This window comes from Variovorax sp. J2L1-78, assembly GCF_030317205.1.
Classification (GTDB): domain Bacteria; phylum Pseudomonadota; class Gammaproteobacteria; order Burkholderiales; family Burkholderiaceae_C; genus Variovorax; species Variovorax arabinosiphilus.
The window spans coordinates 51,994-78,550 of the sequence record NZ_JASZYB010000004.1 but is presented as its reverse complement, the minus strand read 5'-3'; the positions used below and the strand labels follow the sequence as shown (position 1 = coordinate 78,550).

The 26,557-nt window shown below is 68.1% G+C and carries 26 protein-coding genes; 18 read left to right on the top strand and 8 right to left on the bottom strand.

Annotated elements, in window-relative coordinates:
• The first annotated feature begins 34 nt into the window (after positions 1 to 34).
• The gene (locus QTH86_RS23035; protein ID WP_286648495.1) at positions 35 to 937 is read left to right on the top strand and encodes a DUF808 domain-containing protein; all 903 of its coding nucleotides are present in this window, start codon (positions 35 to 37) and stop codon (positions 935 to 937) included.
• Here the strand turns inward: QTH86_RS23035 and QTH86_RS23030 are convergent.
• A complete protein-coding gene (locus tag QTH86_RS23030; protein WP_286648494.1) occupies positions 934 to 1,155 on the bottom strand; it encodes a hypothetical protein in 222 nt (73 codons plus the stop codon). The two genes, QTH86_RS23035 and QTH86_RS23030, sit on opposite strands and share 4 nt — an antisense overlap.
• Before the next feature lie 40 nt (positions 1,156 to 1,195).
• Here QTH86_RS23030 and QTH86_RS23025 point away from each other — a divergent pair, with 40 nt between their 5' ends.
• The gene (locus QTH86_RS23025) at positions 1,196 to 1,597 is read left to right on the top strand and encodes a hypothetical protein (RefSeq protein ID WP_286648493.1); all 402 of its coding nucleotides are present in this window, start codon (positions 1,196 to 1,198) and stop codon (positions 1,595 to 1,597) included.
• A gap of 28 nt (positions 1,598 to 1,625) precedes the next feature.
• Here QTH86_RS23025 and QTH86_RS23020 read toward each other — a convergent pair whose 3' ends face one another.
• Positions 1,626 to 2,720, bottom strand: coding sequence for a M14 family metallopeptidase (locus tag QTH86_RS23020; RefSeq protein WP_286648492.1), 1,095 nt, complete (start codon positions 2,718 to 2,720; stop codon positions 1,626 to 1,628).
• Positions 2,721 to 2,764: 44 nt separating this feature from the next.
• Positions 2,765 to 3,130 (bottom strand): hypothetical protein, encoded by a 366-nt coding sequence (locus QTH86_RS23015; protein WP_286648491.1) that lies wholly within the window; start codon positions 3,128 to 3,130, stop codon positions 2,765 to 2,767.
• 81 nt (positions 3,131 to 3,211) lie between these two features.
• Here QTH86_RS23015 and QTH86_RS23010 point away from each other — a divergent pair, with 81 nt between their 5' ends.
• The 4 genes from QTH86_RS23010 to QTH86_RS22995 all read left to right on the top strand — a co-directional run bounded on the left by QTH86_RS23010 (position 3,212) and on the right by QTH86_RS22995 (position 7,064).
• A complete protein-coding gene (locus QTH86_RS23010; protein WP_286648490.1) occupies positions 3,212 to 3,874 on the top strand; it encodes an alpha/beta hydrolase in 663 nt (220 codons plus the stop codon).
• A 95-nt stretch (positions 3,875 to 3,969) separates the two neighbouring features.
• Positions 3,970 to 5,526 (top strand): glutamate--cysteine ligase, encoded by a 1,557-nt coding sequence (gene gshA, locus QTH86_RS23005; protein ID WP_286648489.1) that lies wholly within the window; start codon positions 3,970 to 3,972, stop codon positions 5,524 to 5,526.
• 153 nt (positions 5,527 to 5,679) lie between these two features.
• Positions 5,680 to 6,066 carry a response regulator gene (locus tag QTH86_RS23000; RefSeq protein WP_286648488.1) on the top strand — a complete coding sequence of 129 codons (387 nt, stop codon included), beginning with the start codon at positions 5,680 to 5,682 and terminating at the stop codon, positions 6,064 to 6,066.
• 80 nt (positions 6,067 to 6,146) lie between these two features.
• Positions 6,147 to 7,064 carry an SDR family NAD(P)-dependent oxidoreductase gene (locus QTH86_RS22995; protein WP_286648487.1) on the top strand — a complete coding sequence of 306 codons (918 nt, stop codon included), beginning with the start codon at positions 6,147 to 6,149 and terminating at the stop codon, positions 7,062 to 7,064.
• Here QTH86_RS22995 and QTH86_RS22990 read toward each other — a convergent pair.
• Positions 7,061 to 9,247 (bottom strand): hypothetical protein, encoded by a 2,187-nt coding sequence (locus tag QTH86_RS22990; protein ID WP_286648486.1) that lies wholly within the window; start codon positions 9,245 to 9,247, stop codon positions 7,061 to 7,063. The genes QTH86_RS22995 and QTH86_RS22990 overlap by 4 nt on opposite strands.
• 162 nt (positions 9,248 to 9,409) lie before the next feature.
• Here QTH86_RS22990 and QTH86_RS22985 point away from each other — a divergent pair, with 162 nt between their 5' ends.
• The gene (locus QTH86_RS22985) at positions 9,410 to 10,273 is read left to right on the top strand and encodes a D-amino acid aminotransferase (RefSeq protein WP_286648485.1); all 864 of its coding nucleotides are present in this window, start codon (positions 9,410 to 9,412) and stop codon (positions 10,271 to 10,273) included.
• On the opposite strand, the gene QTH86_RS22980 is transcribed toward QTH86_RS22985, so the two are convergent.
• Positions 10,274 to 10,705, bottom strand: coding sequence for a CBS domain-containing protein (locus QTH86_RS22980; protein ID WP_286648484.1), 432 nt, complete (start codon positions 10,703 to 10,705; stop codon positions 10,274 to 10,276).
• A 186-nt stretch (positions 10,706 to 10,891) separates the two neighbouring features.
• Between QTH86_RS22980 and QTH86_RS22975 the strand changes: the two genes are divergently transcribed.
• The 3 genes from QTH86_RS22975 to ylqF all read left to right on the top strand — a co-directional run bounded on the left by QTH86_RS22975 (position 10,892) and on the right by ylqF (position 13,877).
• Positions 10,892 to 11,701: an oxygen-binding di-iron domain-containing protein gene (locus QTH86_RS22975; RefSeq protein ID WP_286648483.1), complete on the top strand. Its 810-nt coding sequence runs from the start codon at positions 10,892 to 10,894 to the stop codon at positions 11,699 to 11,701.
• Between the two features lie 133 nt (positions 11,702 to 11,834).
• On the top strand, positions 11,835 to 12,806 hold the full coding sequence (locus QTH86_RS22970) for an OmpA family protein (RefSeq protein ID WP_286648482.1): 972 nt from the start codon (positions 11,835 to 11,837) through the stop codon (positions 12,804 to 12,806).
• Positions 12,807 to 12,923: 117 nt separating this feature from the next.
• A complete protein-coding gene (gene ylqF, locus QTH86_RS22965) occupies positions 12,924 to 13,877 on the top strand; it encodes a ribosome biogenesis GTPase YlqF (protein ID WP_286648481.1) in 954 nt (317 codons plus the stop codon).
• Positions 13,878 to 13,915: 38 nt separating this feature from the next.
• On the opposite strand, the gene QTH86_RS22960 is transcribed toward ylqF, so the two are convergent.
• On the bottom strand, positions 13,916 to 14,134 hold the full coding sequence (locus tag QTH86_RS22960) for a hypothetical protein (RefSeq protein ID WP_286648480.1): 219 nt from the start codon (positions 14,132 to 14,134) through the stop codon (positions 13,916 to 13,918).
• Positions 14,135 to 14,296: 162 nt separating this feature from the next.
• Between QTH86_RS22960 and QTH86_RS22955 the strand changes: the two genes are divergently transcribed.
• The 8 genes from QTH86_RS22955 to QTH86_RS22920 all read left to right on the top strand — a co-directional run bounded on the left by QTH86_RS22955 (position 14,297) and on the right by QTH86_RS22920 (position 23,094).
• The gene (locus QTH86_RS22955) at positions 14,297 to 15,232 is read left to right on the top strand and encodes a M14 family metallopeptidase (RefSeq protein WP_286648479.1); all 936 of its coding nucleotides are present in this window, start codon (positions 14,297 to 14,299) and stop codon (positions 15,230 to 15,232) included.
• A 170-nt stretch (positions 15,233 to 15,402) separates the two neighbouring features.
• Positions 15,403 to 17,013, top strand: a complete 1,611-nt coding sequence (locus tag QTH86_RS22950; RefSeq protein WP_286648478.1) for an ABC transporter substrate-binding protein — start codon at positions 15,403 to 15,405, stop codon at positions 17,011 to 17,013.
• 3 nt (positions 17,014 to 17,016) lie between these two features.
• A complete protein-coding gene (locus tag QTH86_RS22945; protein WP_286648477.1) occupies positions 17,017 to 17,994 on the top strand; it encodes an ABC transporter permease in 978 nt (325 codons plus the stop codon).
• A gap of 59 nt (positions 17,995 to 18,053) precedes the next feature.
• Positions 18,054 to 18,965, top strand: a complete 912-nt coding sequence (locus QTH86_RS22940) for an ABC transporter permease (RefSeq protein WP_444814108.1) — start codon at positions 18,054 to 18,056, stop codon at positions 18,963 to 18,965.
• Positions 18,962 to 19,951: an ABC transporter ATP-binding protein gene (locus tag QTH86_RS22935; protein ID WP_286648476.1), complete on the top strand. Its 990-nt coding sequence runs from the start codon at positions 18,962 to 18,964 to the stop codon at positions 19,949 to 19,951. Before QTH86_RS22940 ends, QTH86_RS22935 begins: the two co-directional genes overlap by 4 nt.
• A 7-nt stretch (positions 19,952 to 19,958) precedes the next feature.
• Entirely contained in the window at positions 19,959 to 21,002 is a 1,044-nt protein-coding gene (locus QTH86_RS22930; protein WP_286648475.1) for an ABC transporter ATP-binding protein, read from the top strand.
• The gene (locus QTH86_RS22925) at positions 20,999 to 21,892 is read left to right on the top strand and encodes an N-formylglutamate amidohydrolase (RefSeq protein WP_286648474.1); all 894 of its coding nucleotides are present in this window, start codon (positions 20,999 to 21,001) and stop codon (positions 21,890 to 21,892) included. Before QTH86_RS22930 ends, QTH86_RS22925 begins: the two co-directional genes overlap by 4 nt.
• Positions 21,889 to 23,094, top strand: coding sequence for a M20 aminoacylase family protein (locus QTH86_RS22920; RefSeq protein WP_286648473.1), 1,206 nt, complete (start codon positions 21,889 to 21,891; stop codon positions 23,092 to 23,094). Before QTH86_RS22925 ends, QTH86_RS22920 begins: the two co-directional genes overlap by 4 nt.
• Before the next feature lie 16 nt (positions 23,095 to 23,110).
• Here QTH86_RS22920 and QTH86_RS22915 read toward each other — a convergent pair whose 3' ends face one another.
• A complete protein-coding gene (locus QTH86_RS22915) occupies positions 23,111 to 24,244 on the bottom strand; it encodes an OmpA family protein (RefSeq protein WP_286648472.1) in 1,134 nt (377 codons plus the stop codon).
• A 50-nt stretch (positions 24,245 to 24,294) separates the two neighbouring features.
• Positions 24,295 to 26,133, bottom strand: coding sequence for an Ig-like domain-containing protein (locus QTH86_RS22910; protein WP_286649425.1), 1,839 nt, complete (start codon positions 26,131 to 26,133; stop codon positions 24,295 to 24,297).
• Between the last annotated feature and the right edge of the window lie 424 nt (positions 26,134 to 26,557).

Below are 26,557 nucleotides of genomic sequence, written 5' to 3'. Positions count from 1 at the left end.
GCTGCGCGGCTTCATCACTTCGACGTCCCGCCCCATGGCCGCCAGCCTTTTTCTCCTGCTCGACGACATCGCGACCGTCCTGGACGACGTGTCCATCCTCACCAAGGTGGCCGCCAAGAAGACCGCGGGCGTCCTGGGCGACGACCTGGCGCTCAACGCCCAGCAGGTGGCCGGCGTCAAGGCCGACCGCGAGCTGCCGGTGGTCTGGGCGGTGTGCAAGGGCTCCTTCGTCAACAAGCTGATCCTGGTGCCGGCCGCCTTGCTCATCGGCAGTTTCCTGCCGTGGGCGATCACGCCGCTGCTGATGATCGGCGGTGCCTTCCTGTGCTTCGAAGGCGTCGAGAAGCTGGCCCACAAGTTCCTGCACAAGGCCGAGCATGACGCCGAGGTGGCGCAGCACCTGCAGGCCGTGGCCGACCCGGCGGTCGATGTCGTCGCGGCCGAGAAGGCCAAGGTCAAGGGCGCGGTGCGCACCGACTTCATCCTGTCGGCCGAGATCATCGTCATCACCCTCGGCACGGTCGGCGGCCAGCCCTTCGGCACGCAGGTCGCCGTGCTGTCGGGCATCGCGATCATCATGACCGTCGGCGTCTACGGGCTGGTGGCGGGCATCGTGAAGCTGGACGACGCCGGCCTCTGGCTGACCCGCCGCGCCAGCGCTGCGCAGCAGGCCCTGGGCCGCGGCATCCTGGCGACCGCGCCCTGGCTCATGAAGGCGCTGTCGGTGGCCGGCACCGCCGCCATGTTCCTGGTCGGCGGCGGCATCCTGGTGCACGGTGTGCCGGCCTTGGGCCATGCGGTCGAGGCCTGGGCCGCCGGCGCAGGCGCGCTCGGCACCGTGGGGTCGATGCTCGTCAACGCGGGCGTCGGCATCGTCGCCGGCGCGGTCGTGCTGGGGGTGGTGGAACTCGTGAAGAAAGCGCTGGGCAGGCGCTAGCGTCGTGTCTTGCCCTTGGCCCGCTGCACCAAGTCGACCACGATCAGCGCCACGCCCAGCACCAGGGCGAACCAGCCGACCGTCGCGGCGCCCGCGATCATGTCGTGCCAGCCGGGCGAGGTCAGGAAGTGCGGCGCGACCAGCACCGCGATGCCGATCAGCAGACAGAGAACGCCGCGTTCGGCCATGCGTGGTGCGCGTGAAGGTTTGGATGCCATCCGGCGAGTGTAGGGGCGGCGCATAGGAGAATCGGCACCCATGACCCGAGCCCTTCCGCCCTTGCGCGCCCTCCGGCGCCTTCTCGCGCTGGCCGCCTTCGCGGCCGGCGGTGCCGCAGCACAGGACGCTGCCCAGTTCCCTGCGGCCGCCGTGCGTTTCCTCGACGGGGAACTGCCGCGGATGGAAAACGCCGTGAAGGAGCGCGACCGCGACTATTTCGAGGAGGCGATGGGCCGCACCGTGGCGTTTTCGGCCGACTGGGGCTTCAAGACCCACGCCAACCCCGCGCTGGCGCCGTACCGCAGCTGCACCGAGGCCGTGTCGGACTTCGTGATCGTCGGCCTCTGCCGCCTCATGCCCAACGGCAGCGAGTGCGACGCGATGCTCGCCAGCCGCTTCGACGCCAACCTGCGTCAGTGCCGGCAGGCGGCGGCCCGCTGAGCGGCCTGTCAGCGGAACCGGCGCGCGCTCAGACCGCCTTCTGCAGGCCCTGCAGCGTCTGCAGCATCACCACGCGGGCCTGGCCGAGCACCATGCCCTTCCATTCCTCGTTGTCGCAGTAGAACGCGTCGCGCAGGTCGCGGCGGATGGCGCGCTGTTGTGCATCGGGCGCTTCCGGGTGGCGGCGCAGCCAGGTGTCGGCGCGCAGCCGGTCGAGCACCTGCAGGTCGGGCAGGGTGCCGAATTCCAGCCCCATCAACGTGGCACTGGCCTGCGGGCACTCGTCGTAGACGATGGTCACGACCGGCCCCGTCACGTCGGCCGAGGCGGACGTGCCTTCGAAGGGCGCGAACACGTCGGCGCCCCACCAGGCCAGCGCGCGCGGCAGGCCGTCGGGCCGGCCGGGGTAGATCTTCTCGCCGTGGCCGTAGGGGCCGAGGCCGGTGTGCACGTCGATCCACGCGACATGCCGGGCGGCCGCGCCGTGCTGGCGCAGGATGCTGCGCATCGTGCGGTTGCTCCATGACGGCGCCGTGCCGCCGTAGAACACGCCGTCGGGCGAGGTGTACTGGCCGGTGGTCACGGCCGCGCGGTAGCCGCGCACGCCGTGCTTCTCGATGTACGCGGCCATCGCGGCGTCATCGGCCGCGGTCGGTGGCCACTGCGGCGGCAGCACGAAGGGCTCGACATCGGCGTAGGCGGGGTTCACCGGCAGCGGCGCGCCGAAATCGATGTGGTTGCGGTTGAGGTCGATGTTGTCTTCGTTGGTGCGGTGCAGGTGCGAGAACCCGTACGGGTTCACCGCATGCACCAGCAGCAGCGCCACGCCGGCGCGTTCCAGGCGCGCCATCAGGTCGGCGTCCTTCAGCAGGGCGACCTGGCAGCCGGAGCCGCAGAAGCCCTCCGGTCCGTGCGTGCCAGAACTGACAATCAGCAGCTTGTCGGCGCCCGGCGTGCCGAGGTAAGCGGTGTCGGTGGCGAGGGCCTCGCCCAGCGCGCCGACATGGCCGTCCATGGGGTAGGTCTGGACGCTGGCCTGGCGGTCGCTGGCCGCGTCGAGGAACTTGCGGCGGGCTTCGGCGTAGCTGCCGGAGAAATGGCGGGTGGCGTGGGTGCTGTGCATGCAGCGAGTATTGCGTGCCGGCGGCTTGTGCGCTGCAGGCGCGCTCAGCGGCGGCCCCGCAGGCGATCGGCCACCGCCTGCACGTCCGACTTGCCGCCCACCGCCGCCAGCCGCAACGGGCCTTCGCCGGTCGCGGCGGCCACGGCGGTGGCCTTCTTGGGGCACAGGCCCAGGCAGGACGACTCGACGATGCGAAAGCGCGGCCGTTCGGGGCCCAGCGCCTTCTTGAATTCGCCCGGCAGCTTCTTCGCCTTTCGCCTGGACGGGCCGCTGCTGCGCTCGGCGCACCGGCTGCACACCATGAGCAGGGCGTCGAACTTGGCCTTCGCGAAGGGCAAGCTCGCCTCGGCCGGCGCCGGCGCGTCGGGGGGCGGCGGTGCATCGGGGAGGGCGATGGGCGTGTGGGACATGCGGTTCCTCGGGATATCCGGACAGGGTAGCCGCACGCCGTGCGCTATCGTGTCGGTCTGTCACCCGTTGCCCTACCCGCCATGTCCCTGCCCACCATCGAGATCGAAACCGCGCCCAACCCCACCGCCTCCGTCATCGTGATGCACGGCCTGGGCGCCGACGGCAACGATTTCGTGCCGATCGCCAAGGAGCTCGACCTCGGCGACGTCGGCCCGGTGCGCTTCGTCTTCCCCAGCGCGCCGTCGATGCCGGTGAGCATCAATGGCGGCTACCCCATGCCTGCCTGGTACGACATCTTCGCGCCCGACCTGGTGCGCCGCGAGGACGAACCGGGCCTGCGCCACTCGCGCGATGCCATCGAGGCGCTGATCGCCCAGGAGAAGGCGCGCGGCATCCCGGCCGGGCGCATCGTGCTGATGGGCTTCTCGCAGGGCTGCGCGATGGCACTCATGACCGGGCTGCGCCATCCGGAGCGGCTGGCCGGCATCGTCGGCCTGTCGGGCTACCTGCCGCTGGCGGCCACGACCGAGGCCGAACGCCATCCGGCCAACCAGTCGACGCCGGTGTTCCTGGCGCACGGCACGCAGGACGGCGTGGTGGTGCTGCCACGCGCGCTCGACACGCGCGCGGCGCTGGAGCGGCTGGGGTACGCGGTGGAATGGCACGACTACCCGATGGCGCATTCGGTCTGCCTGGAGGAAATCGCCGACCTGGGGGCCTTCCTGCAGCGTGTGCTGGGCTGAGCCGAAGCCGAATCCGGGCAGTTTCCCCGTGCCAGCAGCCGTCCGCCAGAAGTGCTACCTTCCAGCCCCACCAAAGACGGACAAGTGATAAGAACATGAGCACATTGCAGGAGCGGCTCGCCGCGCTCTCGCCCGCACGCTTGAGGGGCGTGCGGCGGGGCATCGAGAAGGAAAGCCTGCGCGCGCAGCCCGATGGGCAGCTCGCGCTGACGCCGCACCCGGCGGCGCTGGGCTCGGCGCTCACGCATCCCCACATCACCACGGACTTCAGCGAATCGCAGCTGGAGCTGATCACCGGCGTGCACAGCGGCGTCGAAGCCGCGCTCGACGAATTGACCCAGGTGCACCAGTTCACCTACCGCGTGCTGAACGAGCTGGGCGACGAGCGCCTGTGGGTGTCGAGCATGCCCTGCGGCCTGCCGACCGACGAGACGATCCCGATCGGCCGCTACGGCAGCTCGAACGTGGGCCGCGCCAAGAGCGTCTACCGCATGGGGCTGAGCCACCGCTACGGCCGGCGCATGCAGACCATTTCGGGCATCCACTACAACTGGTCGTTGCCCGAGGTGTCGAGCGAACAGTACTTCGCGCTGATCCGCAACTTCCGCCGGCACGCCTTCCTGCTGCTGTACCTCTTCGGTGCGTCGCCGGCGCTGTGCTCGAGCTTCGTGGCCGGCCGGCCGCACGAGCTGCGTCCGATCGGCGAGGGCAGCATGCACATGCCCTTCGGCACGTCGCTGCGCATGGGTCGCCTGGGCTACCAGAGCGAGGCGCAGTCGTCGCTGCAGGTCAGCTACAACAGCCTCGAAGGCTATGGCGCATCGCTGCAGGACGCACTGACCCGCCCCTGGCCCGCGTACGAGAGCATCGGCATCCGGAACCCCGGCGGCGACTACAACCAGCTGGGCACCACGCTGCTGCAGATCGAGAACGAGTTCTACGGCACCATCCGCCCCAAGCGCGTGATCTACCCCGGCGAGCGCCCGCTGCATGCGCTGCGCGAGCGCGGCGTGGAATACGTCGAGGTGCGCCTGATGGATCTCGACCCCTTCGTGCCGGTCGGCATCACGGCGCAGACCATCCGCTTCCTCGACGTCTTCCTGCTGCACTGCCTGCTCAGCGACAGCCCGGACGACACGCCGCAGGAGATCGCCGAGCTGGCCCACAACCAGCACCTGACGGCGGCGCGCGGGCGCGAGCCCGGCCTGCAGCTGCTGCGCGGCGGCCAGGAGATCGCATTGACCGAATGGGGCGCCGACCTGGTCGCCCAATGCCGGCCGATCGCCCAGGCGCTCGATGCGGCGCATGGCGGTTCCGACTACACGCAATCGCTCGACGCGGCCGTCACCGGCCTGCGCGATCCGCACAGCCTGCCGTCTGCCCGCGTGCTGGCCGCGATGGCGGCCGACCACGGCGATTCGTTCACCGGTTTCGTGCGGGCGCGTTCCGAGTCGACCCGCCAGGCGCTGCTGCTGCGGCCCTTCGCTGCGGAGGACCACGCACGTTTTGTCCAGGCCAGCGCCGATTCGATCGAGGCGCAGAAGGCCATCGAAGCGGCCGACACCATGCCCTTCGAGATCTACCGCCAGCAGTACGTGTCGCCGGCCCGCCTGGGCCTCGGCGTGCGGGCACGCAGCCCGGTCCCGGTCTGAGGGCGATCGGGGGCGCGCATCAGGCCGGGCGCGCCCCGGCGCACGCACCCAGTAGGTGCTCGCCTACCTCGATTGGCCGGCATGGCTCACTGCCGGGCGTCGAGCGGTGCGGATGATGGCTTTCAAGCAAGCACACCAGCCACATCGTTCGCCGTGATCCGTTCCACCAAGCCCTACAAGACCTACCTGGTCGAAGACAACCCCGTGATCCGCGAGAACCTCGTCGGTTTCCTGGAGGACGTGGCCGACACCACGGTCGTGGCGCATGCCAGCGGCGAGCAGGAGGCCGTGAAGTGGCTGGACGGCCATCGCGACGAATGGGACATGGCCATCGTCGACCTGTTCCTCCAGGAGGGCAATGGCTTCGGCGTGGTCGATGCGTGCCGCAACCGCGCATCGCACCAGAAGGTGGTCGTGCTGAGCAACTACGCCACGGCCGACATGCGCGAACGCTCCCGGGCACTGGGCGCGGATGCCTTCTTCGACAAGTCCGCCGAGATCGACCAGCTGCTCGACTATTTCGAACACGCGCATCGGTAGCCGGGCTGTCTCGCGCGTTCCCGGCGTGGCAGCGCCGCTGCGGTACAACCGCAGCCCTCGCAACCACGAATTTCAACGAGATGAATGCATCGATCGACTTCAAGGGCCGTGTCGCCATCGTCACCGGCGCAGGCGGTGGGTTGGGCCGCCAGCACGCCCTGGCCCTTGCGGCACGGGGTGCCCGGGTGGTGGTGAACGATCTGGGCGGCGCACGCGACGGATCGGGCGGTTCGGTGGGCGCGGCCGAAGCCGTCGTCGCCGAAATCCGTGCGGCCGGCGGCGAGGCGATCGCCAACGGCGCGTCGGTCACCGACTTTGCCGCGGTGCAGGCCATGGTGCAGCAGGCCATCGACACCTGGGGCCGCGTGGACGTGCTGGTCAACAACGCCGGCATCCTGCGCGACAAGAGCTTCGCCAAGATGGAGCTGGCGGACTTCCGGCTCGTGATGGACGTTCACCTGATGGGCGCGGTGCACTGCACCAAGGCGGTCTGGCCGGTCATGACCGAGCAGAAATACGGCCGCATCGTGATGACCACCTCGTCGTCGGGCCTGTACGGCAACTTCGGCCAGAGCAACTACGGCGCGGCCAAGATGGCGCTGGTCGGCCTGATGCAGACGCTGAGCCTGGAAGGCGCCAAGCACGACATCCGCGTCAATTGCCTGGCGCCCACGGCCGCCACCCGCATGACCGAGGACCTGATGCCGCAGGCCGTGCTCGATGCCCTTAAGCCCGAGGCGGTGGTGCCGGCCATGCTCGTGCTGGCCTCGCAGGACGCACCGAACCGCACCATTCTCTGCGCCGGTGCGGGTGGTTTCGAGGCCGCGCATGTCACCCTGACGCAGGGCGTGTTTGTCGGCTTGGGCGCGGACGCGCCCGAGCAGCTCGCCGCACGCCTGGCCGAGGTCACCGACCGCCAGGGCGAGCAGGTGCCGCAGAGCGGCGCCGCCCAGGGCACCGTCGAGATCGCCAAGGCGACCCAGGCCGCGGGACGCTAGGCCGCCGGCGCCGTGACGGCCGGCGGCGTGCGCTGCCAGGCGGCTGGCAAGTGCGCATCGATCCACCCCATGCGCCACGCCAGCACGGCGAAGGCTGTCACGACGACCAGCCCGGCGACGAGCGTGGCCGTGCCGTGCGTCTCCGCGAAGGGGTCGCGCAACGCCCGATGCGCATGCGCCGGCAGCCGCGCAGCCTGCGACAGCGAGCCGCCCAGCCGCACGTTCACCCGCATCCGGCCGTTGATGGCCCAGCCGCTGGCATCCAGGATCGGCCCCAGGCTGCGCTGGCGCAGCTTCAGCCAGGCGATCAGCATGCTCGGCCCGGAGATGGCCATGACGATGCCGAGGATCGCGATCGGGATCCACACGCCCAGGTCGACGAACTTGCTGAACACCGCCACCAGCACGGCGCTGATGCTGCCCAGGGCCACGCCGATCGCCGCCACGGTGCCGACGTCGACCCGGCCGGGCAGCTTCACGGGCGGGGCAGATTTCGCCCCGGGGGCGGCGGCCTTGTCCGCGGTCGTGAGCGTGCTGGCGAGGGTGCCGAGCGATCCCTGCGCGAGGCTGTCGCTGGCGGCCGCCCGCTTGGCGACCTGCTCCTCGATGAGCCGCAGGAACTTCTTGTAGGGCGAGAGGAAGGCCTGGGCCACGCTGGTCGGGTTCTCGATCACCTTGGTGATGGTGGCGTCCCAGTCCTGGCCCTGGCGGTCGTAGAACACGCCGTTGCGGCCGACGAAGAGGAAGTCGGTGTCGCCCGCGGTGAAGGCCGACACCACCGTCATCGTCTTGCCCTGGCGCGTGCACAGGCAGTAGGCGAGGTAGGCCTTGGCCAGGCCGGCCAGCGGTGCGTGGCGGGCCGCGTCGGCCACCGCCACGCTGAGGTCGCAGCTGCGGCCGTCGAGGTAGAGCCGGCCGGCCTGGAAGATCGCACCCTCGCGCCGGTAGAAGTCCTTGAAGGCCACGAAGTTGTTCACCAGCGTGAGCAGGTCGCGCTTGAAGCGCAGCAGCTTCTCGAGGTCGGCGATGCGCGCGTTGTGCGGCTCGACCCGCTCGTCCTCGTCGATCAGCCCCATCACCGCGCCCTGCAACGCGAGCGCTTCCTGCACCTGGGCCGCCGACAGCGCGCCGAGCTTCGTGCTCGGCTTGGCCGCGAGCCATCGCCGACACGAGGCCACGCGCGCCTGCAATGCGTGCCAGTCGTCTTCGGCGAGCACGTCGGCGGTACCCGCGGCGCGCGCCAGCATGGGCAGGACGGCGTCGCGATGGAGCGCCGCCAGCGCGTCGGCCCAGGCCGGATTCACGCCCTGGCGCAGCGGCAGCGTGCGGCCCGGCGCGATCGGCGCCAGCGGCAGTTGCGCGATGCTCTCGGTGCCGAGCGCGAGGCTGCCTTGCGCGGCCAGTGCTTCGTAGGTTTCCTTGGACGGGTTCAGTGCCGCGATCGACCGCGGGTCGTAGGCGGCCACGCGGCAGCGCGCGAAGAAGTCGTCGACCTTCTCCCGCACGGCGCCCACGGCCTGGGCCGCCGCCAGCGTCGCGGCGTCGGACGCGGCATCGCTGCCGGCGCCGGCCTGCCAGTCGTGCAGCGCATGGGCTTCGGCGAAGAAGGCCTCGGCCTGCTGGCGGTGAAGGCCGTCGACGCCCGCGCGGTCCTTCGTGTGGCCGTGCGCCTTCATGATCTGCCGGATCAGGCTTCGCACCGCCTCGTCGTCCGCACTTTCCGGCGGGATCACGCCGTCGCCGTTGAAACGCATCGCGGCCAGCAGGTCGCTGCGGTCGGTCACGTCGGCCAGGGTCAGCGTGTCGGCGCCTTCCTTGCCGCGCAGTTGCAGGATGCGGCGCGCCTCGTCGACCAGCGGGGTCTCGCTGCCGTCGCCCGAGGTGATCGCCGACAGCGGCAGGCTGTCGCCGCCCTGCAGCAGCAGGTCAGGGTCCGCGAGATGCCGGCAGGCCCAGGCGCAGGCCGCGATGAGTTCCGGGGGCCGGATGCGGCCATCGCGGTCGGTGTCGATCAGGTCGAGCGTGCGCGGGTCGAGTTCCGTGCCGCGGGTGGGGCAGGCCAGCGCGACCCACAGTTTCTGGTCGAGTTCGCCGAGGTGGGCGAGGTCCGCGCCGTTTCGAATGAGCACCTGGTCCACGCCGCCAGCGCGGAAGAACTGCCATGCATGGGCTGCAACAGACATCGAGCTAGAACTTTCTTCGGAAGGAATGGGAGGTCGAGTCTTTCGCAGCTCGCCGGGCGCGCGCGTAGGCCGTCCGGCCAAAAGCGGGTGCGCGACGGTCGAGCGGGCATCGCGAGTGCACTGCGGGGAGAATGGCGGGCTTCATCTCCTTTCGGTTTCCGCATGCAGGCTCTTCCCGACTCCCTTTGCTACCTCAACGGCGACTACACGCCGCTGGCCGAGGCCAAGATTTCCGTGCTCGACCGCGGCTTCATCTTCGGCGACGGCATCTATGAGGTCGTGCCCGTGTACGGGCGCAGGTTCTTCCGTTTCGCGCAGCACATGGCGCGCTTGAACCGAAGCCTGGGCAGCGTGCGCATCGTCAATCCGTTCGACGAAGCCGGCTGGCTCGAGCGGGCACGCCGCCTCGTCGCCGAGCATCCCGCCGACGACCAGATGCTCTACATCCAGGTCAGCCGCGGCGTGGCGCCGCGCGACCACGTGATGCCTGAGGACGTCGTGCCCACGGTCTTCATGATGACCAACGCCATGAAGCCGCCATCGGCAGCGCTGCTCGCCAAGGGCGTGGCCTGCGTCACCTCGCGAGACTTCCGCTGGGAGCGTGCCGACATCAAGAGCACCTCGCTGCTGGGCAATGTGCTGGCGCGCCAGATCTCGGCCGACGTCGGGGCGGTCGAGACGATCCTGTTCCGCGACGGGCTGCTGACCGAGGCCTCGTCGTCGAACGTGTGGGTGGTGCAGGGCGGCGCGCTGTTCGGTGCGCCCAAGAGCGAGCACGTGCTCGAAGGCATTCGCTACGACCTGATCCGGGAGCTGTGCGAGGCCGAAGGCATTCCCTACGACCTGCGCCCGATCGCCGAGGCGGAAGTCCGCGCCGCCGACGAGCTGCTGCTCAGTTCGGCCAGCAAGGAAATCATGCCGGTGACGCTGCTCGATGGCCGGCCCATCGGCAGCGGCACGCCCGGCCCGGTCTTCGCGCGGCTGCACGCCGCGTACCAGCGTGCGAAGAACACGCAATCGATCTGATCAACTCTGGATGTAAGTTGTCAGTTGCTCGATCGTCTTCTCGTGATCGGCAATGATGTCGTCCATCAGGTCGCGGATCGACAGCATGCCGACCACCTTGCCGTTGTCGACCACCGGCAAGTGACGAATGCGTTTCTGGCTCATGAGCGCCATGCAGTCGTGGGTGGGGGTGTTCGGCGTCACGGTGATGACATGGGCGGTCATGATCTCTGCCACCTGCATCGCTTTCGAGTTCTTGCCCAGCAGGGCCACCTTGCGCGTGTAGTCGCGTTCGGAGAAAACGCCCGCGAGCCGGTCGCCTTCCATCACCACCAGCGCGCCGACTTCGTGCTTGGCCAGCACATGCAGTGCGTCGAAGACCGTGGCGTCGGGGGTGGTGTGCCAGAGGCCGGCATTTCGTCGTTGGGCGAGCAGGGCGGACACGGGTTTCATGAGCTTTCTCCGGACAGTGGGGGAACGATGCGCGGGTGCATCGGATTCATCATAGGGGCGGCTCGGGCTCCGTGGCTAGGTAGACAAATGGGTGAACGGCTTCTGTGCCCTTGATCCCCATCAACCGCCGACACCGCCGGGCTCTCTACAGTCGGGCCTCTTTCCTCCGACCTTCCAGACCTGCCCGTGCCGATCGAGCTCTACCGCGACCCGCAGCATGCCTGCCTGATGTTCACCGACCTGGTCGGCGCGGATGGCCAGGCGGTGCAGGCGAACCAGTTCCTCATCGTCGACCACGGCACCGGTGCGGTCATCGATCCGGGCGGCAACCTCGCCTTCAACGAGCTGTACCTCGGCATGACGCGCCACTTCAGCCCGCACAAGCTGTCGTACATCGTCGCCTCGCATGCCGATCCGGACATCATCGCCTCGCTCGACCGCTGGCTGACCTCGACCCGCGCACAGCTCGTGATCTCGCGCGTGTGGGAGCGTTTCGTGCCGCACTTCACCAAGGTCGGCAAGACCGAGGAGCGGATCATCGGCGTGCCCGACCTCGGCGGCCGGCTGCCCCTGGGCGACAGCGAGCTGTGGCTGCTGCCGGCGCACTTCCTGCACGCCGAGGGCAACTTCCACTTCTACGATCCGGTCAGCCGCATCCTCTTCACCGGCGACCTCGGCGTGTCGATGACCAGCGGCCGCGAGGCCCGGACCCCCGTGCGCGACCTGGCGCCGCACATCCCGCGCATGGAAGCCTTCCATCGCCGCTACATGGTGTCGAACAAGATCCTGCGGCTGTGGGCGCGCATGGCGCGCACGCTCGACATCGCGATGCTCGTGCCGCAGCACGGCGCGCCCATCGAGGGGCGGGCGGCCATCTCGGACTTCTTCGACTGGGTCGAGTCGCTGATGTGCGGCATCGACCTGTTCGACGACCGGGCCTACCTGGTGCCGCAGGCGCTGATCGACCCGCGCATCCACCGCACCGACATGGCCTGAACGCCAGTTGGCGTGCGCAATTCCCGCCTTTGCGGTTCTTTGCGCGATGCCCGGTTTCGCTGCACGGCGGCGTGGGCTATGGTCCGCGCCGCCGGCGGCGCTTCGACCGCGGCTTCACTCAGGGAGAAACAACATGTTTGATGAACTCAGCCGGGATATCGCCGAACGCTTCGCGCTCGGCCCCAAGGCCGGCGAACTCGTGCAGATGCTGCTCGGCACCATGGCCGACCCCGACACCGACGGCCTGGAGGGCTTTGCCGAGCGCTTCACGCAGCGCGGTTTCGGCGATGTCGTGCAGGGCTGGCTGACGCCGCCCTCCGGTGCGACGTCGGCGCCCGTCCTCAGCGCGACGCAGGTCGACACCGTGCTGGGCGGGCCGGATGGACTCCTGGCGCGCTTTGCGGGGCGGCTCGGCCTCGACTCGGCGACCGTCGCCAGCGCCGTCGCGCTCGCCGCGCCGGTGATCATGCGGCGCCTGGCCGTCGGGGGCCGCTGGCGCGCGTTCACGCCGGGCGAGATCGAGTCGATGCAGGCCGGTGGGCCCAGCCTCGGCGCCCAGGCGTCACCCCGCACACGCCCTGCGCGTCGCGGCGGGCTTCTGACGTGGCTGCCATGGCTCGTGCTGCTGCTGGCCATCCTGTTCTACGTCACGCGCTGCCAACAACCCGCAACCGATGTCGCGCCGCCCGCGCCGGTGGTGGTGCCGGCCGTCTCGGGTGCCGCGCAACCGACGACGGTCGAGGCCATTCCGGCGGGCGCCGGTGCGCTCGCCTCGTTGATCGATGGACAGCCGTCGCTCAAGGTGTACTTCGACAGCGGCAAGGCCGAGATTTCGCCGGAGTTCGCCGCGCGCGCCCAGGCGCTGGTCGATTACCTGCGCACCCACGCCGAGGCCAAGGCGGTGGTGTCGGGCTACAGCGACCCGACCGGCAGCGCGACGGCCAATGTCGCCATGTCGCAGCAGCGCGCGCAGGCCGTGTCGGGCGCCCTCGAGGCCGCCGGTGTGCCCGCATCGAGCATCGTGCTCGAGAAGCCGGCCGACATCACCGGCACGGGCGACACCAACGCCGAATCGCGGCGTGTCGAGGTGACGATCCGAAAGTAGGGCGACCCCGCCGTACGCGACAGGGGGCTTCGGTCCCTTTTCGTCGTTTTGGGGGCCGCCGCAAGCGTCCCGCACAATGCAGTCCCTTCCGGACGAACGATAGAAAGAGATACACCGATGGCGATCCAGTGGTTCCCCGGTCACATGCACCTGACCAAGAAGGCCATCGGCGAGCGCATCAAGGACATCGACGTGGTGATCGAGCTGCTCGACGCCCGGTTGCCCGCTTCCAGTGCGAACCCGATGCTGGCCGAGCTCACCGGCCACAAACCCGGCCTGAAGGTGCTCAACAAGCAGGACCTGGCCGACCCCGAACGCACCCAGCAATGGCTGGCGCACTACAACGCGCTGCCCGACACGCGCGCCATCGGCCTGGACGCCAGCCAGACGACGCCGGCCCGGCAACTGGTCGAAGCCTGCCACGCGCTGGCGCCCAACCGCGGCGGCATGGCCAAGCCGATGCGGGTGCTGATCTGCGGCATCCCGAACGTGGGCAAGTCGACGCTGATCAACACGCTGGCGGGCGGGCGCAAGGCCAAGACCGGCGACGAGGCCGGCATCACCAAGCTCGAGCAGCGCATCACGCTGGCCGACGACTTCTACCTGTGGGACACGCCCGGTATGCTGTGGCCGCGCATCATCGTGGCCAAGAGCGGCTACAACCTGGCGGCGAGCGGTGCGGTGGGGCGCAATGCCTTCGACGACGAGGAAGTCGCGCTGGAACTGCTCGACTATGTCAAGCGGCACTATGCCAAGGGGCTCGCGGCGCGCTTCAAGCTCGACCTCGATGCGGCAACGGTCGCGGACATGCAGGACGAAGAACTGCTCGACGCGATCGGTCGCAAGCGCGGTGCGTTGCTGGGCAAGGGCCGTGTCAATCTGCAGAAGGCGGCGGAGATCGTGATGCATGCCTTCCGCGACGGCAGCCTCGGTCGCATCACGCTTGAGACGCCGGAGGAATTCGCGGCCTGGCTCGCGGAGGGCGAGCAGCTCGATGCCGAACGACGCGCCAAGAAGGAGGCGCGCAGCGGCAAGGGCAAGCGTGCGCCCGCGGCGGACGCGGGCACCTAGATCGCGTCAGAGGCTGTGGATGATTCGTTCACAGCTTCTCAGGGCTTCAGGACGATCTTCCCGGCCTCGACGTACTCGTCGTACTGCATCCGCGGAATGGCCGTGAGGCCGACCACGCCTTTCTCGGCTTCCCAGCTCAGCGTCGCGCTGTCCGGTGCGAGCACCACTTCGACGAGGGTGCCGACCGGGATGATCAGCGGCACGCCGTCCCCCGGCGAATAACTGACGTGGCCCTGGATGGTGGCGAACTGGCTCATTCTTGGATCCTCCTTCATGGATGAAACGTTGATTGGACGCGATCCGGCCGAGCGCGCCTGTCGGAGAAATGGCCGCCTCGTCATGCGACGCCTGTACTTGTAGCAAACTTCGAAGGCGCTCCGGCGTTCGTCCGAAAAAAACTTCCACCTTTCTCCCACCCCATGACGCAAGCCCCACCCGTTCTCGAAGTCCTGCCGCGCGACATCGCCGCCTACCGCGAAGGCAACATCGGCATCGCGTATGTCCACCGCTTCGAGTCCGGCCAGCCGGGCCCGCACGTGCTGATCAACGCCCTGACGCACGGCAACGAGATCTGCGGCATGGTCGCTGCCACCCACCTGCTCGACACCGGCGTGCGCCCGAAGATCGGGACGCTGACCGTGAGCTTCTCGCACATCGAGGCCTACAACGCCTTCGATGCCGAGAAGCCCTTCGACAACCGGCAGATCGTGCACAACCTCAACCGCATCTGGTCGGCCGAGATGCTCGACGGCACCGAAGACAGCCCCGAGCTGCGGCGCGCACGCGTGCTGCGCCCGGTGATCGACGCGGCCGACTACATCCTCGACATCCACTCCACCAGCCAGGACGTGGTGCCCTTCTGGGTCTACCCCGCCTACGAGCGCAACGCCGAAGTGGCGCTGGCCGTCGGCATTCCGGCGGTGCACCTGGTCATGCCCAACGGCCTGGGCTCCGGCACGCCGCTGATCCAGTACGGCCACCACGGCAAGGCGGACGGCAAGGGCGCGGCGATGGTGGTCGAGTGCGGCCAGCATTTCAAGCAGTCGGCCGCCGACCTGGCCACCACCGTGACCTTGCGTTTCCTCGCGCATTTCGGCCTGATCGACAAGGATCCGGCGGCGCCGGCGCCCGGCCCGCAACGGCGCTTCGAGCTGCTGCAGACACACATGATCAAGGACGCCAACTTCCATTTCGTGCGCCCGCTGATCGGCTTCGAAACCTTCGCCAAGGGCGAGCTCATTGCGACCAACGGCGACGAGGAAATTCGTTCGCCCTGTGACGACTGCACCGTCTTCATGCCGGCGCAGCGGACGATCGTCGGACGCGAGGCGGTCTACCTCACCCGGCCGCTCTGAACGGCGGCGCGCCTGCTCGCATGTGAAGCGGGTTATCACGGGTGCATCACCCTGGTGCACACGCCTATCCTGATCCGGCGGGCACCTGCAAAGTGGTGCACTTCTTGCATGCTCCTCCCGCAACGCGCCGAGGCGCTTTTTTTATGACCCAGCTCTGGAGAGATACACACATGCGAGGCATTGCTTCAACCGCATCCTTTCGGCCTCATGCGCGCCGCCTGCTGATCGCCGCCGTCGTTGCCGGTGCCGCGTTTTCGGGTTCTGTGTTTGCGCGTGACCTGGTCGTCGCCCTGAAGACCGAGCCCACGTCGATGGACCCGCAGTACCACGCGCTCACGCCGAACATCCAGCTGTCGCAGACACTGTTCGACCCGCTGGTGTGCGTCGATGCCGACTTGAAGCCCGAGCCCTGCCTGGCGGAGTCCTGGAAAGCCGAGGGCAATGTCTGGACCTTCAAGCTGCGGCCCAACGTCAAGTTCTCCGACGGCTCGCCGATGACCTCGGCCGACGTGTTGTTCACCTTCGACCGCGTGCCCAAGGTGCCCAACAGCCCGTCGTCCTTCAAGATCTATCTGCAGAAGGTCGAGAAGATCGAGGCGCCCGACGCGCTGACGGTGCGCATCACCACGACCGAGCCCTACCCGCTGCTGCCGATCAACATGGTGGGCCTGCCCATCATGTCGGCCAAGGCCGCTGCGGGCTCGGCACCCGAGGGCAAGACCACCACCGAGCTGAACGCCGGCACCGGCCTGGTGGGCACCGGCCCGTACAAGTTCGTGTCGTGGAAGCGCGGCTCGGAAATCATCTTCGAGCGCAACCCGAACTACTGGGGCAAGGCGCCCGCGTGGGACAAGGTGATCTACCGCCCCATCAGCAACCCGGCCGCCCGCACGGCGGCGCTGCTTGCGGGGGACGTCGACCTGGTGGAAGACCCGCCGACAGACGACCTGGAGCGCCTGAAGAAGGAGCCCAAGCTCACGGTCGAGACCAAGGCCTCGAACCGCGTCATCTATGTCGCGCTCGACCAGAACGGCGAGACCACGCCCGGCATCACCGACACCAACGGCAAGAACCCGCTGCTCGACAAGCGTGTGCGCGAGGCGCTGTCGCTGGCCATCGATCGGCAGGCGCTGGTCGCACGCACCATGGGCGGCGTCGCGTCGCCGGCCGCGCAACTGCTGCCGTACCCGATGTTCGGCGCCAGCAAGAACCTCACGACCGCCGCCAAGCCGAACCCCGAGAAGGCCAAGGCGCTGCTGAAGGAAGCCGGCTACCCGAACGGCTTCACGCTCGTGTTGGGCACGCCCAACGGCCGCTACATCAACGACAGCAAGGTCGCGCAGACGCTCGCCGCCATGTGGACGCGCATCGGCGTGAAGACCTCGATCGATGCCAACGCGCCGGCCGTGTTCTTCAAGAACCGCGACAGCTATGTCTACAGCGCCTACCTGGCCGGTTGGGGCACAGCGACCGGCGAGATGTCGAACACGCTGAATTCGCTGCTGGTCACGCCGAACAAGGACAAGGGCGTGGGCACGACCAACCGCAGCCGCTACTCCAACCCGGCGATGGACAAGCTGGTCGCCGACTCGGCGACGCAGATGGACGACACGGTGCGCGCCGCCACGCTGGCCAAGGCCAGCGAGCTCGCGATGGCCGACTTCGCGATGCTGCCGATCCACTTCGAGCATTCGGTGTGGGCGATGAAGAAGGACGTGAGCTTCAAGGGCCGCGCCGACCAGCAGACGATGATCCAGTACGCGGTGCCCGCCAAGAAGTAGCAGGTGCTGGCCTTCATCATTCGCCGCCTGCTGCAGGCCATGCTCGTCATGGCCGTGATGTCGGGCCTGGTCTTCGTCGGCCTCTACGTCGTCGGCGACCCCGTGTCGATGATGGCGAGCGCCGAGGCGACCGACCTCGAACGCGACGAGATCCGCGCCAATTTCGGGCTCGACAAGCCGCTGTGGCAGCAGTACGGCATCTTCATGTCGCATGCGCTGCAGCTGGACTTCGGCAAGAGCTTCCTCACCGGCCAGTCGGCCATGGGGTTGATCCTGGAGCGCATGCCGGCGACGCTCGAACTGGCCATCGTGTCGATGGGCCTGTCGATGCTCGTCGGCGTGCCGCTGGGCATCTGGGCCGGGCTGCGGCCCAACGCGATCAGCACGCGCGGCATCATGACCGGCTCGGTGCTGGGTTTCTCGTTGCCCAACTTTTGGGTCGGGCTGATGCTCATCATGGTGTTCGCGGTGTACCTGGGCTGGCTGCCGGCGAGCGGGCGCGGGGCCACGCGGCACATCGGGCCGCTCGACCTAAGCGTGCTCACGCTCGACGGCTGGTCGCGCCTGCTGCTGCCGGCCGTCACCATCGCGCTGGCCAAGGGCGCGCTGATCATCCGCGTCACGCGCGCCGCCACGCGCGAGGCGCTGCCGATGGACTACATCAAGTTCGCGCGTGCCAAGGGCCTGGGCTGGAGCCGCATCCTGCGCGTGCACCTGCTCAAGAACATCATGATCCCGATCATCACGGTCGGCGGGCTGGAGTTCGGCCAGGTGGTCGCCTTCGCGGTGGTCACCGAAACCATCTTCGCGTGGCCCGGCATGGGCAAGCTGCTGCTCGACTCCATCATCACGTTGGACCGCCCGGTGGTGGTGGCCTACCTGATCCTCATCGTGTTCTTCCTCGTGATGCTCAATCTCGCGGTGGACATCCTCTACTCGGTGCTCGACCCGCGCGTGCGCTTGCAGGGAGCCAAGGCATGAACGACACGATCCTTCCTGCATCTAACCACGTGGCTCAGCTTCCCGAAGTCGTACCGGCCATCGTGGCCGAAGGGCCGGTGGCCAAGCTGCCGCCGCCCGAGACGCCGTGGCAGCGCTTTCGCCGCGAGTTCATGGCCAACAAGCTGGCGATGTTCGGCCTGGTGCTGCTCGCGCTGGCGGTGTTCGCCGCGGTGTTCGCGCCGTGGATCTCGCCGCAGAACCCGTACGACATCGGCAAGCTCGACATCTTCGATTCGAAGCTGCCGCCCGGCAGCCGGGATGCGGCCGACACCATGACCTACTGGCTGGGTACCGACGGCCAGGCGCGCGACCTGCTTTCGGCCATCTTCTATGGCCTGCGCACCAGCTTGATGGTGGGCGGCATCTCGGTGGCGGCGGCGCTCGCCATCGGCAGCGTGGTCGGGCTGGCGGCCGCCTATTTCGGCGGCTGGATCGACGCGCTGCTGATGCGCATCGTCGACATCCAGCTGTCGTTCCCGGCCATCCTGGTCGCGCTGATCCTGCTGGCCATCCTGGGCAAGGGCGTCGACAAGGTGATCATCGCGCTCATCATCGTGCAGTGGGCCTACTTCGCGCGGGCCGCGCGCGGTGCCGCGCTGGTGGAGCGTGCCAAGGAATACGTCGAGGCCGCGCAGTGCATGTCGCTCGGCTGGCCGCGCGTGCTGCTGCGTCACATGCTGCCCAACTGCATGCCCCCGCTGATCGTGATCGCGACCATCGACCTGGCACACGCCATCGCACTCGAGTCGACGCTGTCCTTCCTCGGCGTCGGCGTGCCGGTGACCGAGCCGTCGCTGGGCATGTTGATCGCCAACGGCTTCGAGTTTCTGCTGTCGGGCAACTACTGGATCTCGTTCTTCCCGGGCATCGCGCTGGCGCTGTCGATCGTGGGCATCAACCTGGTGGGCGACCATCTGCGCGACATCCTCAACCCGCACAACGCCAGATGACGCACGATCATTCGACACCCGTGCTCGAGGTGCAGGGCCTGCAGACGCACTTCTTCACCCACGGCGGCGTGGTCAAGGCGGTCGACGGCGTCGACTTGAAGGTGCATGCCGGCGAGATCCTCGGCTTGGTCGGCGAATCGGGCTCGGGCAAGAGCATCACCGGCTTCTCCGTCATCGGCCTGATCGATGCGCCCGGCCGCATCGCCGGCGGCCACATCCGCTACCTCGGTGAAGAGTTGGTCGGCGCGACCGAGCAGCGGCTGCAGAAGCTGCGCGGCAAGGAGATCGCGATGATCTTCCAGGACCCGATGATGACGCTCAACCCGGTGCTGCGGGTCGACACGCAGATGGTCGAGGCGATCCACGCGCACGAGAAGGTCAGTGCCAAGGCCGCGCTGGCGCGGGCGCGCGATGCGCTCGCGATGGTCGGCATCCCGTCGCCCGAAGAGCGGTTGCAGACCTACCCGCACCAGCTCTCGGGCGGCATGCGTCAGCGCGTGGCGATCGCCATCGCGCTGCTCAACCGGCCCAAACTCATCATCGCGGACGAGCCGACCACCGCGCTCGACGTGACCATCCAGGCGCAGATCCTCTACGAGGTGCAGAAGCTGTGCCGCGAGACCGGCACCGCGATGATCTGGATCACGCACGACCTGGCCGTGGTGTCGGGTCTGGCCGACCGCATCGCCGTGATGTATGCCGGGCGCATCGTCGAGAGCGGTGCGACCGCCGACGTGATCCGCGCGCCATCGCACCCGTACACGCGCGGGCTGATCGATTCGATTCCCACGCGCGCCACGCACGGCACGCTGCTGCGGCAGATCCCGGGCATGACGCCGTCCCTGCTGCACCTGCCGCAGGGCTGCGCCTTCCGCCCGCGCTGCAGCCACGCGACCGACACCTGCCTGGCCGTGCCGCAGCCCGAGCCCGCACCGGCGGGCAAGACGGTGCGCTGCTGGCACATGCTGACCCCCGAGATGGCCTGAACGTTCAATGGAAACCCTTCTCGAACCCACCCCCGTGAGCCATGTCGGCACCGGCACGCCGCTGCTGCAGCTCCAGGGCATTTCCAAGCGCTTCGTGCAGGACATCGACCTGGCCGGGCGCATCGCGAACCTGATGGGCGCGGACAACCGCGCGTCCGTCGTGCATGCGGTGGCCGATGTCGACCTGGAGATCCGGCCCGGCGAGGTGATCGGCGTGGTCGGCGAGTCCGGCTGCGGCAAGTCGACGCTGGGCCGCGTCATCGCCGGCATCAACCCGCCGACCGAAGGCACCGTCAGCTACCTCGGCAAGCCGATCGGCGACATGAACGCGACCGAGCGCCGTGCCTGGGGCCTGGGCGTGCAGATGATCTTCCAGAACCCGATGGCCTCGCTCAACCCGCGCATGCGGGTGATGGACATCGTGGGCGAGGCGCCGGTGGTGCACGGGCTCGTGAAGGCCAAGGACAAGGCCGAGTATGTCGGCGCGCTGATGCGCCAGGTCGGGCTCGACCCCGACTACGCGCAGCGCTACCCGCACCAGTTCTCGGGCGGGCAGCGCCAGCGCATCGGCATCGCACGGGCGCTGGCGCTCAAGCCGCGGCTGATCGTCTGCGATGAAGCGGTGGCGGCACTCGACGTGTCGATCCAGGCGCAGGTGCTCAACCTGTTCCTGGCACTGCGCCGCGAGTTCGATCTGACCTATCTCTTCATCAGCCACAACCTCGGGGTGGTGGGGCATGTGTCGGACCGCGTGGTCATCATGTACCTCGGCCGCATCGTCGAGGTGGCGCCGACGGAGACCATCTTCAACGCGCCGAACCATCCGTACACGCAGGCGCTGCTGTCCGAGCTGCCGACGCTCGAAACGACGCGCCGCGCCTACCAGCCCATCAAGGGCGAACTGCCATCCCCGCTGGCGCCGCCCTCCGGCTGCGCCTTCCATCCGCGCTGCCCGCATGCGATGCCGCGCTGCCAGGTCGAGGCGCCGCAGCTGCGCACCCTGCAGCCCGGCCACACCAGCGCGTGCCACCTCAACGACCTTCCTGCATGACCGCTTCGACAACCGTTCTCCCCAGCGTTCCCACGCCGTTCCCGCCTTTCACGCTGCGCCTGCCCGAAGGCGAGCCGCTGCCGCTGATCTGCGACTCGCCGCACAGCGGCACGAAGTACCCCGACGACTTCGGCTATGCCGTGCCCTTCAACCTGCTGCGTGCCGGCGAAGACACCGACGTGCATGTGCTGTGGGACGCGTTGCCTTCCGTCGGCGCCACGCTGCTGGCGGCCGAGTTCCCGCGCGCCTACATCGACCCGAACCGCGACATCGAGGACATCGACGCGGGCATGCTCGCCGAACCCTGGCCTACGCCACTCAACCCCAGTGAGAAGACGCGCCTGGGCATCGGCCTGATCTGGCGCGACGCGAAGAAGAACGGCAACGGTGCCATCTACGACCGGAAGCTGCCGGTGGCCGAGGTCCAGAACCGCATCGCGACCTACCACGCGCCCTACCACGCAGCGATGCGTGAGCACATCGAGGCCGCCTATGCGCGCTTCGGTGCCGTGTGGCACCTGAACCTGCACTCGATGCCCGCCGACTCGTACGAGGGCCTGCAGATCCAGAGCGACCATCCGCTCGCGGACTTCGTGCTGGGCGACCGCGACGGCACCACCGCCGCGCCCGAGTTCACCGCGATGGTGGCCGAGGCGCTCAAGAAGCGTGGCTTCAACGTCGCCATCAACGACCCCTTCAAGGGCGTGGCGCTGATCGCCCGCCTGGGCCGGCCGGCGGAACGCCGGCACAGCCTGCAGATCGAGGTGCACCGCGGCCTCTACATGAACGAAATCACCCGCGAGCGCAGTGCAGGTTTCCAGGCCCTGCAAGATGCGCTCAAGGGCGTCTCCCAGGACATCGCAACCTACGTGAAGGACCACCTGAAATGACCGTCATCGCCGACATCGAAGACAAGCACGCGGAGTTCACCGCGCTGCGCCGCGACATCCATGCGCACCCCGAACTCGCGTTCAAGGAAACGCGCACCTCCGACCTGGTGGCCGAGCGCCTCGCGGCGTGGGGCATCGAGGTGCACCGCGGGCTCGGCACGACGGGCGTGGTCGGCGTGCTGCACGGCACGCGCGGCCCCGGCGAGCGCGCCATCGGCCTGCGCGCCGACATGGACGCGCTGCCCATGCCCGAGCACAACCGCTTCCTGCACGCTTCGAAGAACCCCGGCCGCATGCACGGCTGCGGCCACGACGGCCACACGGCGATGCTGCTGGGCGCAGCGCACTACCTGTCGACCCACCGCGACTTCGAAGGCACCGTCAACTTCATCTTCCAGCCGGCGGAAGAGGGCGGCAACGCCGGTGCCAAGGCGATGATGGACGACGGCCTGTTCGACAAATTCCCCTGCGAAGAGATCTACGGCATCCACAACATGCCGGGCTTCGAGGTCGGCCACTTCGCCTTCCGCAAGGGCCCGACGATGGCCTCGAGCAACCGTTTCGACATCATCGTGCGCGGCACCGGCGGCCATGCGGCGCAGCCGCACAAGTCGGTCGACACCATCGTCATCGCCGCGCAGATGGTCGGCGCGCTGCAAACGCTGATCTCGCGCCACAAGAATCCGATCGACGTCGCGGTGGTGAGCGTCACGCAGATCCATGCGGGCGATGCCTACAACGTGCTGCCCGGCGAGGCCGTGATCAAAGGCACCGTGCGCACCTTCAGCACCGAGGTGCTCGACGAGATCGAGGCCAACATGCGCCGCATCGCCGAAATGCTGCCGCAGGCGCACGGCGGCACCGGCGAGCTGAAGTTCCACCGCGCCTACCCGCCGCTGGTCAACTGGGACGCGCAGACCGACTTCGCCATGCAGGTCGCCAAGGACACCTTCGGTGCCGACAAGGTCGACGGCAACACGCCGCAGCACGGCGGCGCCGAGGACTTCTCGTTCTACCTGCAGAAGGTGCCCGGCTGCTACCTCTTCGTCGGCAACGGGGGCGGCGGCCACCGCGAAGAGACCTACCACGGCATGGGCCCGTGCGAGCTGCACAACCCGAACTACGACTTCAACGACGCGTTGCTGCCGGTGGGCTCGACCTACTGGGTGCGGCTGGTCGAGGCCTTCTTCGCGCGCGAGTAAGACCTCGCACCCGTCGTCACGGGACGCCGGTGACCTCGACCACCACACGGCGATCAGGCTGCAGGCAGGCGATCAACGCCGCAGTCGGCGCCGTGCCTTTGCAGTCTTCCGGACGGGTGACTGGCGCAGTCTCGCCTTTGCCCGTCACAGAGAACTTGTCAGGCGCAAAGCGTCCGCCTGCGACAAAGTACGCCTTCACCGACTCCGCGCGCCGCAACGAGAGCTTCTGGTTGTATGCATCGCGCCCGAGCCGGTCCGTGTGTCCTTCGATGGTGATGACATCGAACCGCGTACTGCCGATCTCTGCCATGAACCTGTCGAGCGCGCCGCGGCCTTCCGGGCGCAGCGTGGCGGCATCGAATGCGAACAGCGAGTCGGCGGAGAAGCTCATCCGTGGACGCATCGGCGGCGCCGGGGCGGGTGCCGGCGGGGGCGGCTCGGCTGCCGGCACCGACGCGACGTAGGAGCTTGCCATCGCTGAGCGAGGCGCCGGCGCCGCGGTGCGACCGAAAGGCATGACCAGCGTGACGGAGAACATGTTCACGTCGCCGCGGTTGCCAACCGCATCGTTGATCCGATAGCGTTCTGCCTCACCGCGGATCAGAAATGACGGCGTGATTTCGTACTGAAGACCCAGGCCGACCTTGTAGTTCGTATCACGCTTGTGAGGGGTGGGATCGAGAACCTGGACGGCACCCGTGCCGCTGAAGCGGTCGCTGGCTTTGGCAACCTGCGCACCGACCCGACCGATGGCGGAGAGTCGATCGGTGATCGGCAACGTCCCGACCAGATCGAGGTTGAAGCCGCGCAACTTGATCTGGCCGTTGAGCGTTCCTGCCGGTGACGTGGTGGACGTGTAGCCGAACTTTCCCAGATCGAAGTAACCGCCTTCCAACGCGAAGTAGCGATTGAACTGATAGCCGCCGAACAGCTTGAAGGCGGCGCTGCGTTCATCCAGCGACATTGCAGTGGTTTGCAGGCCCGCTGCGAGAAGACCGGCGGTGATTCGCTCGTCGTCGATCTTTGCCCGCGATTGTCCAACGGACAGTCCGCCGTAGTAGTAGCCGCCCTCCTGTGCCAGCGCCGAGGCGCCGGACAGTGATGCGATCGCGGCCGCGCCGAGAACACGTAGCGTTTGCTTGGAATTCATCGAGGTCTTTCTGGAAGGCGATGGGCCAACAAGGTGGGGCAGCGCGTGCGTCATGGCGCGACGATGGTCGTGTTGACCATCGTGACCGATGCGGTCAGGCCGATCGCTCGCCCGGTCAAGGTGGTCTGCACGGTCTGACCGGCCGTGGAGATCGTGATGCCGGCCGGCGCGATGATGGTGCCCACCATCGTGCTCCCATCTTCAATGCGCCCGGCGGAACCGACTTGCCAAAACACGTTGGATGCCTTCGCGCCATTGATAAGAAACACGCGACGCGGGATGCCAGGCAGGCCGATCGTCATCGCGGCGGAACTCTGGAAGACCCAGGTCGCGTTGGCATCGCCCAGCGCGTCCAGCGTCAGGTCGCCGCTGGTGATCGCGAAGGTGCCCCCTGCAGCGGTGTAGACGGCGGGCGGCAGCACCAGGCCGCCGAGCTGTCCTGCACCAGGGTCGCTGCCGGCCGGCAGCGCAGCGAGCTGGTTGTAGCTTGCTTGAGCGTCCGCGCGAGCCTGGGTGGCGATGTCGAACTTTGCAACGGTGCCGGGTGCAGGCGGCGCGCAGTAGATGGTGCCGTCGACCGCACCGACGTTGAGTGGAGTTTCGGTGTAGATGTCGAAACGATCGTGCAGACCGGTCACGAGCGTGCACGCCGCAGTCGTGCCGAGGTTGCCACCGATGACGGTGTTGATGCCTTGGTTCGTGACCCCGGCGCCGCCGCCGAAGGCTCCGAAGCCTGCGATCGACTGCAAGTCGATCGGCGGCGCGCAGGCTTGAGTGCCCGTGGAGAAACTCCATACTTGGTCGGCCGCCAGCGGATTGCCCGCCAGGTCTCTTACGCCCGCTGCACCCGAAGCGACGGTCACGGACAGGGCCACGTTGGCGGAAAAGCCCGTCGCGGCAGTGGGCGAGAACGTCGCGATGCGATTCGAGGCGTCATAGCTCACCGCGCCGGATACGGCCACGCCGTTCTCGGTCACCCGGAAGGTCGTCGTGTCGATCGAAGCCGGATCCATCGGTTCGCTGAAGCTTGCGTTGATCGACTGGGTGCGACACACGGCGGTCGCGCCGGCAACCGGATTGACCACCAGGACGGTGGGCGGGATCGCGTCCGCCGTCGATCCGGTGGTGAAGGTCCAGACGTGGTTGCCCGCATTCGGCGCCACGGCGGTGTTCCCTGCCAGCGCATTGCCTGCAGCATCCGTTGCCGTTGTGGTGACCGTCGCGGTGAACACCGTGTTCACCGGTAGCGTGGCCGCGGTCGGCGTGAACGTCGCCGTGCGGCTGGAAGCCGAATAGCTCACGGTGCCGCCGATGGGGCTGGCCGGGCTCCCGCCTGTGACGACAAAGCTGTCGGCAGTGAGCGAGGCCGCCCTCATCGCTTCGCTGAAGGTCGCTGTGATGCGGGTGTTGGTTACGACGCCCGTTGCCGTCGGCACCGGCACTGTGAAGATCACGGTGGGCCGGGTGGTGTCCGGCAAGCCCGCGGTCCGGAATTGCCAGCTGAAGTTCGCCGCCAGCGCCAGTCCCGTGGTGTCCCGCGCTGCCGTGGTGACGGTTGCAACGCACAGCGTGCCGGGCGGCAGGGCGGCCGTCGGCGTCAAGGTCGCGGTCGATGACGCCGCGTCGTAAGTGACGGTCGCGCTCATCGAGGCTCCTGCCGGACAGGCCAGCGTGAAGCTGCTGGCCGTGAGGCTGTCCGCGGACATGCGCTTGCTGAACGTCGCCTGCACGCTGCTGCTGATGGCCACGCCGCTGACAGGAGGCTCGCTGGCGGCCGGGGAGGTCGCGGAGACGGTCGGGGGCACACCGAGGACGGGCGGGCCCAGGATCGGGTCGAGCCCACCGCCGCCACCGCCGCCGCAGCCAAAGAGCAGGAATGCGAGGAGCATCCAGGACCAGGCGATCGGCGATCGCACAGAGGAGCGGCGTGGTGAATTCATGGTTTTTGCCCAATTGTCCGAGTCGTAAATATCCCTCTGGCGCGTGGCCGGATGCGGACGGGAAATTCATGCGCCGAGGCAAGTTCAAGGGCAATTGCATCGGCGAAACGCATGATGACATGCAGCGATGCGCGTCCGAATAAATTTAATTTTTGCTTTTCTTTGACAAGCGCCGCATAAAAGACTTTTGCCGATTGCGCATCTCATTGTTTGGGCGGAGGCTATTCGCCTTCTCTAATTCGATCCGATTATTGTGCACTTTTGTGTTAAATAACCGTTCAATTGCTCCCAAATCAGCCCCCAGAGCCAGAGGCCATAGACCCCGAGAAATTGATTCGCGCGACGTAGGAGTAGGGCCTTGGCCGAATAGGAA